This is a genomic window from Marinomonas sp. ATLA20 (genome assembly GCF_057180105.1).
This window is the reverse complement of the sequence record NZ_JBXUKU010000015.1, coordinates 60,084-71,536: the sequence shown is the minus strand read 5'-3', so window position 1 is coordinate 71,536 and position 11,453 is coordinate 60,084. Positions and strand designations below refer to the sequence as shown.

8 protein-coding genes and 1 rRNA gene are annotated in these 11,453 nt (G+C 42.9%); 5 read left to right on the top strand and 4 right to left on the bottom strand.

Annotated features, from left to right (window positions below; genetic code table 11):
* Positions 1–79, top strand: a 5S ribosomal RNA gene (gene rrf / locus AC2A4J_RS18585); the annotation flags it as partial.
* 519 nt (positions 80–598) lie between these two features.
* Complete coding sequence (locus AC2A4J_RS18580) at positions 599–1,453, top strand: lysostaphin resistance A-like protein (RefSeq protein WP_484177042.1); 855 nt, start codon at positions 599–601, stop codon at positions 1,451–1,453.
* Positions 1,454–1,538: 85 nt separating this feature from the next.
* Here the strand turns inward: AC2A4J_RS18580 and AC2A4J_RS18575 are convergent, their stop codons facing one another.
* Positions 1,539–2,774 carry a uracil-xanthine permease family protein gene (locus AC2A4J_RS18575; protein ID WP_484177041.1) on the bottom strand — a complete coding sequence of 412 codons (1,236 nt, stop codon included), beginning with the start codon at positions 2,772–2,774 and terminating at the stop codon, positions 1,539–1,541.
* 133 nt (positions 2,775–2,907) lie between these two features.
* Positions 2,908–5,082 carry a sensor domain-containing protein gene (locus AC2A4J_RS18570; protein WP_484177040.1) on the bottom strand — a complete coding sequence of 725 codons (2,175 nt, stop codon included), beginning with the start codon at positions 5,080–5,082 and terminating at the stop codon, positions 2,908–2,910.
* Positions 5,083–5,604: 522 nt separating this feature from the next.
* Here AC2A4J_RS18570 and AC2A4J_RS18565 point away from each other — a divergent pair.
* Positions 5,605–7,239 (top strand): OpgD/OpgG family glucan biosynthesis protein, encoded by a 1,635-nt coding sequence (locus AC2A4J_RS18565; protein ID WP_484177039.1) that lies wholly within the window; start codon positions 5,605–5,607, stop codon positions 7,237–7,239.
* 92 nt (positions 7,240–7,331) lie between these two features.
* On the opposite strand, the gene AC2A4J_RS18560 is transcribed toward AC2A4J_RS18565, so the two are convergent.
* Both AC2A4J_RS18560 and AC2A4J_RS18555 read right to left on the bottom strand, forming a co-directional pair.
* A complete protein-coding gene (locus AC2A4J_RS18560; protein WP_484177038.1) occupies positions 7,332–8,675 on the bottom strand; it encodes a GH1 family beta-glucosidase in 1,344 nt (447 codons plus the stop codon).
* A gap of 139 nt (positions 8,676–8,814) precedes the next feature.
* Positions 8,815–9,249, bottom strand: coding sequence for a GNAT family N-acetyltransferase (locus AC2A4J_RS18555; RefSeq protein WP_484177037.1), 435 nt, complete (start codon positions 9,247–9,249; stop codon positions 8,815–8,817).
* 98 nt (positions 9,250–9,347) lie between these two features.
* On the opposite strand from AC2A4J_RS18555, the gene AC2A4J_RS18550 reads away from it, so the two are divergent.
* Positions 9,348–10,544, top strand: a complete 1,197-nt coding sequence (locus tag AC2A4J_RS18550) for an alpha/beta hydrolase (RefSeq protein WP_484177036.1) — start codon at positions 9,348–9,350, stop codon at positions 10,542–10,544.
* A gap of 12 nt (positions 10,545–10,556) precedes the next feature.
* The gene (locus AC2A4J_RS18545) at positions 10,557–11,444 is read left to right on the top strand and encodes a phytanoyl-CoA dioxygenase family protein (protein ID WP_484177035.1); all 888 of its coding nucleotides are present in this window, start codon (positions 10,557–10,559) and stop codon (positions 11,442–11,444) included.
* Positions 11,445–11,453: the final 9 nt, after the last annotated feature.

The window sequence follows — 11,453 nt, the reverse complement described above, 5'->3', positions numbered from 1 at the left end:
ATCCCGAACTCAGAAGTGAAAAGCGCCATCGCCGATGGTAGTGTGGGAGATCCCATGTGAGAGTAGGTCGTCGTCAAGCTTTATATTAAGAAGGCCCTGATAGCTATGCTGTCAGGGCTTTTTTTCGTCTGGAGAAAACTCGAATACGAAGAGACTGAACCACCTGATCCCATCCCGCTTTTTACTCGCCACAGGCGTTCAGAAGTGACTCTTTGCAAGCCGCGGGCGCTCGCCATCGCCGATGGTAGTATAAGCATTGTGGGAGATCCCATGTGAGAGTAGGTCGTCCCACAAGGGGATAAAGGGGATAAGTATCATCAAGCTTTATATTAAGAAGGCCCTGATAGCTACGCTGTCAGGGCTTTTTTTTCGTCTGGAGAAAGTGTATTTAAGAAATGCAAAGTCATCTATCTCTTTACTACTTTTGGATTCATGTCACTAAGCGATGTGCGGTAGGAACTAGCTCAGGACGCCAAATGGCATTGGGAAGCACTATCTAGATGTACTTCTTGGGATGGTATGCAGCAATAGCTGTATCCCTAACTGATCCAACTGTATTATTTGTTTTTTTATTAATCTCTTATACAAAAGGGTTGTTGTGACTTTTTATCTGCTTGGATTATCCATCCTATTGGTTTTTATTCCATATAAGCCTTTAATTACAAAGATGCCTCTGTGGTGTTTAGCTTGCTTAGCGACAGTTATATCTGGATTTCTAGAAAAGGTTCTTGATATTCAGGGGGTTATTGCTGTTTTAGCGTATTCTGGACTTTTATTTAGTTCGCTAACATTGCAGCGCGTTTGGCTTCGTAGGGCGGTTGTGTGTCTGTTTGGTGCTTTTTCTCTAGCACTCGCTCTGCACTTATTACCAGGTTTTTATAACGATGTAGTGGTGACAAAGCAGACAGTGAGTGTCGGTGCAATTCCTTTTAGTCTCTATGCAAATTTTGATAAGGGGTTGGCAGGTTTATTTTTGTTGGGGTACTTTTTTGGCGGACAAGTAAAAGTTGATTATTACCATAATCTTCAGATGCCTAAAGAGTCGCTAGTTATAGCTATTGCGACGTTCTTTTTAGCTTTGGGGTTGGCGGTTCTGCTAGGGTTAATTCAAGTTGAATTGAAGCTACCTAGTTTCTGGTTGAGTTTCCTCGCTATTAATCTGCTGTTTACTTGTGTGGCTGAAGAAGCATTTTTTCGAGGCTTTCTACAAAAAGGGTTGTCGGCTTGGTTGGAGGGAAAGTTGCCTCTATTAATAGCGCCATTTTTTTCTGCTGCAATTTTTGGTTTGGCTCATATTGCCGGTGGGGTTGAGTATGTCTTTGTTGCTGGTGTCGCAGGGTTAGGATATGGCTATATTTTTCATCGAACTAAGAGAATAGAGTGGTCTATTCTCTGTCATTTTACGCTGAACGTTTTACACTTATTTTTATTTACCTATCCGATGCTTGCTTAGCCTATTATTTCTAGAAGCATTTTTATTGTAAAAGAAAGCGGCCCACTTTGGGCCGCTTTCTTTTAACGGTTTATATATGAAAAAATTAGTCTTCCATTTGCGCGTTATCAACAATGTGATTGTCACCGATGTCTTTCGGTAAAATCAGATTCAATGTGATCGCAACGATGCCGCATAGACTGATGCCTTGAAGGCTAAATTCACCAATACCAAATGCCATACCGCCAATCCCAAATACCAGTGTGACGCCAACGATAATTAGATTGCGAGACTTATGAAGATCGACTTGGTTTTTGATTAGAGTATTCAAGCCTACCGCAGCAATGGAGCCAAATAATAGGATCATAATGCCGCCCATGACTGGAAGTGGAATGGTTTGTAGGGCAGCCCCTAACTTTCCAACCCAAGCGAGGATAATGGCCGCAATGGCTGCCCATGTCATGATGACAGGGTTAAATGCTTTGGTGAGCATTACAGCACCAGTTACTTCACTGTAGGTTGTGTTTGGTGGTGCGCCCACCATAGCTGCGGCCATTGTTGCGACCCCATCGCCCGTGATTGTACGGTGTAATCCAGGTTTCTTAAGATAATCTTTGCCAGTCACGTTTGAGATAGAAAGGATATCGCCTACGTGTTCGACTGCTGGGGCAATGGCAACCGGTAGCATGAACAAGATCGCATTGATGTTGAATTCAGGAGCGCTAAAGTTTGGCATAGCGAACCATGCTGCATTGTAGATAGGGTCAAAATTGACTATGCCGAAAAATAAACTTAGGGCATAACCAACGATAATACCGCCAAAAACGGGTAATAATTTAAATAGGCCTTTAGCGAATACGCTAATTAGAATCGTAGTAAGTAAAGAGGCGAGAGCAATCCATATAGAAATATTGGGATCGATGACTTGTGAGTCTCCAGCTTTGCCTAGCGCCATATTGACGGCAACAGGCGCTAGTCCTAAACCGATCACCATGATAATTGGGCCAATAACAACCGGTGGTAATAGGGTATGAATAAAGCCTGCGCCTTTGAGACGAATAATCCCACCGAGAATAACATAGACAAAACCAGCTGCTATCAATCCACCCATGGTCGCAGGGATCCCCCACGTTTGAACGCCGTACATAATGGGGGCAATGAACGCAAAAGAGGAAGCAAGAAAGATTGGAACCGTTCTGCGTGTGGTTAATTGAAATAAGAGTGTTCCAACACCTGCACCGAAAAGCGCAACGTTGGGATCTAATCCCGTTAATAACGGAACGAGCACTAAAGCCCCAAATGCAACAAACAGCATTTGAATGCCTAAGACGGCATTTTTCATAGTTAGAATCCTTGATGAATGGTTTAAGTGCGGGGATTTTATAGGCAAGTTGGAGTGAGTGCCAGAAGGGGGTGTGTATTGTTGTGATTATTGCGTTAATTTTTAGTGGCTAGTTTTCAACAGAAATAAGTATCTACTTTTTCTGTAAAAAGCCGACTTTAAATTCTTCTGCTGGAATAGGCCGGCTAATGTAATAACCTTGAGCATCATCACAACCAATATTTTTCAGCATATCAAGTTGCGCTTTTGTTTCCACGCCTTCCGCAATCGTGCCCATACCAAGTTGTTGCGCGAGTAGAATGATAGTGCCAACGATGACTTGATCATTGGTATTGGCAGTCATGCTACGTATGAAAGACTGGTCTATTTTGAGTTTATAAACGGGGAAGCGTTGTAGGTAGCTTAAAGAAGAATAGCCTGTGCCAAAATCATCAATCGATGTGTGTATACCGATCTTTTGAAAGGACTCTAATATGGTGATCGTATGCTCTGGATTTTTTGTCGCAATGTGCTCGGTAAGTTCAAGTTCTAAGTATTGTGACGGTACTGAGTATTCGCTGAGTATTTCTGCCACCACAGAGGGAAGGTCATTTGCTTGAAACTGAGCATAAGATAGGTTTACTGCTATTCTTACTGGTGTAACCCCTTCTTCTATCCATTGCTGTAATTGGCGTGCCGCTTCTCTTAAAACCCACTCTCCGATTGGTAAAATTTGTCCGTTTTCTTCTGCAAGAGGGATAAACTCTCCTGGACTAACATGCCCCAACTCTTTGCTATGCCATCGAATAAGTGCTTCTGCGCCTATGACTTCTCCGGTTTCGAGCGAAACTTGTGGCTGGTAGTGTAGGGAGAATTCTTGTCGTTCTAAGGCATCATGCAGCGCATTGCCTAATGTCAGCGCTCGTGTAGAGGTGACTTGCATTTCTTCCGTAAAAAAGGCGTATCGATTTCTACCTGTATGCTTGGCGTGATACATGGCTGTATCTGCTCTCTGATACAAGGTATCGAAATCTTCTCCATTTTGCGGGTATAGACTCACGCCGATAGACGGTGAGATAAAAAATTGATTTTGATCGATAGTATAGCGTGCGGATAGAGTGTCTTTGATAGCACAGATTTTTTCGATTAGGTATTCGTCATTTTCTGCAGGCAGTAGAATAATAAATTCATCACCACCTTGCCGTGCCGCGTAACCAATACTATTAACTAGAGCTCGCATTCTGTCTGCGATAGTCAGTAGTAGCTGATCTCCTACACAATGACCCAGTGTATCGTTAACATTTTTGAAGTGGTCTAAATCAATAAATAGTAACGCTATTTTTACATTAGGTTTGATGATTCTATGGAATGTTTTATTGAGCGCGACTCGGTTAGGAAGTTTGGTTAATGAGTCGTGATGCGCTAGCCATTCAATTTGTTCATGTGCGCTTTTGATTTCATCAATGTCGATTCGCACTCCGAGCATGCGAGCAGGCTTATCTTCTTGATCAAATTCAGTCACGATACAACGTACACCAATCCATCGATAGTTGCCGTCTGCATGTCTGATGCGAGCTTGATATTTGTAGTAATTTGGTCCTTTTGTGCTGGTTAAAATACTGTTTATAGTGTCTAAAACATGTTGACGATCTTCTGGGTGTATTTTTTCCAGTTCAGCCTTTCTATCTGCCACACCTTCAACAGGAGTATAGCCAAGCATGGTGAAATAGGATGGCGTAGCGAACCAGATATCTTGGCTAACGTTCCATTCCCATATTCCGACTTTAGTTAGCTTTAACGCTTCATTGACCAGAATTTCAGCATCGACCAGTTCATTCTCCCTTTCTTTAAAGGGCGTTATTTTTTGCGCATGGCCAACGAACGAAAAGCGTTGTGTGCTTATGTCGTGTGCCTGCGTGATGCTCACTTGAAAATAATCGATGTGCCCACTGGGAGAATCAATGTATTTTTCGGTTTTTCCTGTTTCTTGAGTTGAGGTGATGGTGAGGAAAACGCTTTGGTTAAACTGAGGATGTGTGGGCAGAAGTTCCTCATCTTTATAGCCGATTATTTCTTGTTTTGAGAGACTAGAAAATTGCTCAAATGCCGCGTTGCAATAAATATAGGTATGGTCTTGGTCTTTGATCCAAATAGGATCGGAAAGCATGTCTAGCGATGATGTTAGCAGCTTTTTATGGCGTTCGGTATGCTCTAGCTTTTTAATAAGAGCACGGTTTTTAGATTGTGTTTTGATGTAGGTGTATATCAATGTGAGTAAAAAACATAGAGCTAGGAAATAGCCTAATATTGTTACCCATGGATGTATCATTGTTTTCCACCTTAATTTCTTACTACTCTTACATAAAGAAGCTGAGTGAGTGCTGTATAAACCACATCGCTACGTCTTTTCTCTGGATATTTTAACCCCAATTTGCTTTGTCGGATGTATAGCATGTGATGATACTCTGTATTGTTATGTAATTAACTTGGTCAGCTCTACGCATCTAAGATGGTCTTTTTTACTACAAAAATATAATTAAGCGTTTTAATGTGAATAACTTGGGCGCTTATCCACATTTATTACGCTGTGAGCTATATAATTTCATGACGTGAAAACTGTCGATGAAAATAGATTTTAGGTCGAGAGTAAGGTGATATCCTAAATTATCCATATAAATGTATTAAATATTTACTCTATCTGAACACTAGGCACCGCTGTAATTCGCTAGTATAGGTACCAACTTTTTAGCTGATAGGGTCATGTTCTATGCTTCCTCATTGTTTTTCAGAGTCCATGAAGGATTCCAACTTGGTCGGGTCGCAGGTGTTGCGAAAATCCCGGAAAAAAAATGTGTCTAGTACCTTGCAACGTTTAGCAAGTCGGTCTTTATTGACCGTTGGCGTGTTGTTTAGCCTTACTGCTTGTGCTGCACAATCCCAGCCTGAGTCTTCACCATCCTCACAAGCTTCTATTGCTCAACCTAAAAAAGGTGAAGAGTTTAATTACGCTTGGTTGAAAGGCTATGCTCGTCAATTGTCGACTAAGTCCTATGAAAGTCATCAAGGCGAAATGCCCGATAGTTTAAAAGGGTTAGACTGGGATGATTATCAAGAAATTCAATTCAATAAAGACGCTGCGTTATGGCACGATAAAAAGTCTGAGTTCCGTACCGGGCTTTTCCACCTAGGCCTAGGTTTTGATACGCCCATTCATATGAATGAGCTTGAAAATGGTAAGTCGACACCGATTCCTTATATGCCTTCTGAGTTTACTTATGGTAAATCTGGAGTAGATGGCGAGAAATTACCAAAAGACCTCGGCTTTGCTGGTTTTAGAATGCAGTTTGCTACTGACTGGCAGCGCGATGTTGTCGCCTTTTTAGGTGCGAGTTACTTCCGTGCAGTTGGCAGTGAAATGCAATATGGCCTTTCCGCTCGTGGTTTGGCAATTGATACCGCTATGCCTCATCCTGAAGAGTTTCCGACCTTCACCGACTTTTGGCTAGAGAAACCAAAACCTGGTTCTGATGTGGTTACAGTTTACGCGTTAATGGACTCTCCAAGTGTGACGGGGGCCTATCGCTTTGATATGACTCCAGGCGAACCGTTCAAAATGCGAGTGGATTCGGCTATTTATCCCCGTAAATCGGTTGAACGTTTAGGTGTTGCGCCTATGACGAGTATGTTTATGATCGGTGAAAATGATCGTAGAACAAATTACGATTGGCGTGCCGAGATCCACGATTCTGATGGTCTTGCAATGCAAACAGGTAATGGTGAATGGATCTGGCGTCCTTTAAGTAACCCAGCAAACTTACAATTTAATGCTTACAGTGATGACAACCCAAAAGGCTTTGGTTTGCTGCAGCGTGACCGTAACTTTGATCATTATCAGGATGACGGTGTTTTCTATGAAAAACGCCCAAGTTTATGGATTGAGCCGATTGGTAACTGGGGTAAAGGTTCTGTGCAATTGGTAGAGATTCCAACCCTAGATGAAACCTTCGATAATATCGTGGCTTTCTGGAATCCAGCGGCTCCGGTTGAAGCGGGTCAAGAGTTGCTTTATAGCTATAACATGTACTGGGGAAGTAAGCCTCCTGTGCAATCTAACCGTGCTCGTGTCGTGGACACCTTCACAGGTATTGGCGGAGTAATTGGTAAGAAGCGTCACTATTACAGCAAGCGATTTGTAGTTGATTTCGCGGGTGGTTCTTTGTCTATGTTAGGCAATGACACCAAAGTGAAAGCGGTGATTACTTCTTCTGAAGGCAGAGTCGAAATTGAATCCGCTCGCCCATTGCACTCCATTGATGGTTATCGTGCGATGTTTGATCTGGTACCGCCGAAAGGTGAGCCTAAACCAATTAACTTAAATGTTCATTTGGAAGCCAACGGGCAGCCGCTGACTGAGACGTGGCAGTATCAGTGGACACCGCCAGCAGAAAAAGACAGAGAGCTTCACAATGCAGGTCATTTGAAGTAACTCTCTAAAGGGACTTGTTGTTCTTACCAATAAAAATGCCCGATGTTATGCATCGGGCATTTTTAGTTGTTTATTAATTGACTCTAAAAATTTTAGCTTTTGCGATTATTTAGAAAGTCTCGGTAGGCATATCCGCTGCGTTTAATGGTTCTTTCTTGAGTATTATAATCAACGTAAGTTAGACCAAAGCGCTTACTGTAACCCTCTGCCCATTCAAAATTATCCATTAAACTCCAGGCAAAATACCCACGAATATCCACACCCGTTTCAATCGCTTGATGTACGGCATTTAGATGGTCATTTAAATAACGCACGCGTTGATCGTCATTGATGTCCCCATCAATAATATTATCGGCGCAGGCGATACCGTTTTCGGTAATGTACATTGGCGGTAGGGCATATTGTTTATGAAGGTTTACCAACAGCTCGGTAAAGGCGTGTGGAGCAATTTCCCAGCCAATATCAGTATATTCAACGGCTTTGCTGTTTTTCACATCTTTAAACATGTTTTCTGAGTCGAAGGCATTATGATTACAGGTGTAGAAGTTCATGCCCAAGAAGTCCATTGGTTGAGAAATTATCGCCATATCGCCTGGTAACACGTTAGGCAAATATTGCGGCGCAACGGTTTTGAGGATCTGTGGGTACTGGCCTTTCATGAGAGGTTCTATAAAGAACTGATTGTCGAGGGTTTCGCGCATCAAGCAAGCAAACTGGTCTTCGGCTTTTTCGCTGGCAGCATAAGATCGATTCATGTTGAGTACGATGCCCACCTGTGACTTAGGTGCATTTTTACGAATCACTGGGAGAGCTAAGCCATGAGCAAGTAAGATATGGTGTGCGGCTTGTCTGCCGTATTCTGGCTTGCTTAGACCTGGCGCATGTATGCCAAATTCATAACCTAATATTGCCGTACAGAAAGGTTCGTTGAAGGTCGCCCAGCTATCGACCCATTCAGATAATTCTGATGTGACTAAGTCGGCATATCGTTTGAATTGATACGCTGTTTCTCTGTTTAGCCAGCCGCCTTTGTCTTCGAGATATTGAGGTAGATCCCAATGATAAAGAGTAACAAATACGTTAAGACCTTCCGCTTTAAGTTTTGTCAGCAGGGCGCGGTAAAAATCCAGCCCAGCTTGGTTGGCTTCACCGTTTTGATCCATGACTCGAGGCCATGCAATAGAAAGTCGATAGGCATCTACACCGAGATCTTTAATCAATTGGATGTCTTGTTCCCATAGGTGGTAATGGTCGCATGCCATTTCACCGTTATCTGCGCCTTTTACTTTTCCGGGTGTTGCACAGAAAGTGTCCCAAATAGAAGTAAGGCGATTGTCGGCCGTTGTCGCGCCCTCAATCTGAAAGGAGGCAGTCGCCACGCCAAAGATAAAATCAGAGCTAAGCATTTTCGAGTTTGATGGTAAGGTGATTGACATGTTGTCCCCAGTCTTTCTATTTGTTGTCTTCGCGAAGGAATGTATTGCACTCAAAGGTACTGGAGGACACTGAAAAGCGTCAACAATGGGAATGTGGTTTTAGTAACTTAAGAAGATTTAAGTGTATTTTAAGGTCTTTTTAGCAGCGGTTATAGCGCATTGGCGTAAGATCTCTACCTTGTGCCGTGTAGGTCATGAAGCGGCTTTCTAGTTCTTCTGGTAACATTTCTGCCAAGATAGCCGTAAAATGGTTAGCGTTATAGAACGGCACTAGATGGGTAAACGCAAAGCAATAAGTGGGTGTTTCTCCCAATACGTGGTGAATACTATTGATTAGATGACTGCCAAGACCACGGTTACGGTGGTTGGGCTCTGTTACCATGCCAGTGAGCAGTTGAGAGTTGCTTATTTGTTTGAGTCTTAAGGCGCAAAGAATTTTGCCTTTCTCTCTTATTACCCAGATTGGGTCTGCTTTGTTCGGTTTACCGCTTGGATAGTGTTCTTGATAAAATTTCTTTACCAAAGGAAACCAAAGCGAAGGAACTTGTTCTGGGATAGGGTAGGATGTGTTCATAGTCAAATGTGTAGCTTAAATTTAAGTGTTTGATAATAACATAATCAATTATTTTACAGTGCTAGCGAAATTTAATGAAAGATAGCGGAGGGATTATTGTGCGGCAAAAATTAGTGTTGTGGTGCTTCTGTGTTTTGGCATTGCCCGTATCAGTCACAGGGTATGCGACAGAAGAGCAAGCGCAATTTGTTTATGAGCCAGAGGAAGCCTTCACCCATTATGTCGCTCGTGCAGAGCAGTATGTAAATGAGCGCAAGACATGGATTAAGGTAGATGATAAGCCGAGAGAGCTTGCTGCGGTTCTGCCTTTTGAGTTGCTGCCAGATGCAGAGAGCTGTGCTGGACGGGCGCGCATTGGTGTGTTGTTGTCGCACGGCTTATCTGACTCTCCTTTCTCGATGAGAGATCCGGCGCTGGCTCTACAGGCGGCTTGTTATCAAGTACGCGTCGTTTTATTACCTGGTCATGGTACAAAGTCAGAGGATCTTCTTGATGTCTCTCGTGATGATTGGCGTATGACGTTTCGAAATGCTGCTGATGAATTCAGCAAAGAAGTGGATGTTATGTATGTTGGCGGTTTCTCTACAGGCGGTGCATTAGCGGCGGAATATGCTTGGCAGCACTCCGACAGTGTTTCTGGTGCTATTTTGTTTTCCCCTGTATTTAAGGTTAACAGCAGCATAGATTGGTTATCACCTTGGTTGGCGATGGTGAAAGACTGGTTGGATAATTATCCAAGCGATGACTTTGCTAAATACGCGTCAATCCCTTTGCCTGCTATTGCTCAGGTGTATAAATTGTCTAAAGAAGTGCGTAATCTGATCCTTGATAACCCGAAACAGTTACCCGTGTTTATTGCCTTATCAGAAGACGACCAAACGGTAGATTCGTCTGTATCCGAAAAGGTATTTAACGAGGGTATGATTGGCGCTAAGAGTCAGATGGTGCTTTATAGTAAAGATCAAATGAGCGCCAACACGGATCGTATAAAGGTTCATAATACAAATTGGCCCGAGGCTAAAATATTAGGCTTGTCGCATATGGCGGTTCATGGGAATCCTAAAAATACCTATTATGGAGCTGCGGGTGAGTACCGTATTTGTGGCTGGTACTTGTCTGACGAAGCCTTGTATCAAGCATGTCGAGAAGACAAAGATAATTGGTTTGGTGAGGGTTCTGATGCACTGACAAAAAGTAGCCCCCATGCGGCTAGGGTGTCGTGGAACCCGAATTTCAACGAACTGATGCAAGAAGTTGCTTTTTTCATCAAGGCAAACGCTAACAGTAATAGATAGAGAGGATAGCTCATGGCTGAGAATATAAACCTTGCTCTTTCAGCGGTTGACATAACCCAATCGCAAATTGATCAATATCATAATGATGGCTATTTGGTTTTAGAGTCTGTTGTTCCTGATGGTGTGTGTGATGCCTTAAAAACGCGCATGTCAGAACTGATGGCTGCCTTTGATCCTGATTCAGTACGATCAATTTTTACAACTAAAGAGCAATCTCGCCATACCGACAGTTACTTCATGGAGTCCGCGAATAAAGTGTCTTTCTTTTTTGAGGAGGAAGCGTTTGATGATGCGGGTGATCTCAAGCAACCACTTGAGTTATCGATTAACAAAGTAGGGCACAGTCTTCACTTCCAAGACCCAATATTTAAGGCTTTTTCATTGTCTTCAGTTTGGGAATCATTGTTGCATAAACTAGGTATGGTTGAGCCGCGCGCTGCACAATCTATGTATATTTTTAAGCAGCCTAGTATTGGAGGGGAAGTAGATTGTCACCAAGACAGTACTTTTCTTTACACCACGCCAATGAGTGTCATTGGTTTGTGGTTTGCGGTAGAAGACGCGACTCTTGACAATGGGTGCCTTTGGGGAGTGCCAAAAGGCCATCAACATGGACTGCTAAAACGCTTTGAACGCCACAGTGCCGACTCTATAGAAACCAGGATGGTGACATTAAAAGAGCACGAGTGGTGCAAAGATGAGCTGGTGGCCATGCCTGTACCTAAGGGCTCTTTAGTGGTTTTGAATGGCGAGTTTCCGCATCTTAGTTATGCTAATCGATCTGGGAAGTCTCGCCATGCCTATGCGATCCATGCCGTTGATAATGAGTGTGAGTATCCTGAATTAAATTGGTTGCAAGCGGCGAAAGGTTCTTCTTTTGTGCCGTTTCAAGCGAAGTAAAAAACTGAA

Coding starts and splice junctions, on each gene's coding strand:
- AC2A4J_RS18575 (WP_484177041.1), bottom strand. CDS start 2,774: ATGAAAAATGCCGTCTTAGGCATTCAAATGCTGTTTGTTGCATTTGGG.
- AC2A4J_RS18570 (WP_484177040.1), bottom strand. CDS start 5,082: ATGATACATCCATGGGTAACAATATTAGGCTATTTCCTAGCTCTATGT.
- AC2A4J_RS18560 (WP_484177038.1), bottom strand. CDS start 8,675: ATGTCAATCACCTTACCATCAAACTCGAAAATGCTTAGCTCTGATTTT.
- AC2A4J_RS18555 (WP_484177037.1), bottom strand. CDS start 9,249: ATGAACACATCCTACCCTATCCCAGAACAAGTTCCTTCGCTTTGGTTT.
- AC2A4J_RS18545 (WP_484177035.1), top strand. CDS start 10,557: ATGGCTGAGAATATAAACCTTGCTCTTTCAGCGGTTGACATAACCCAA.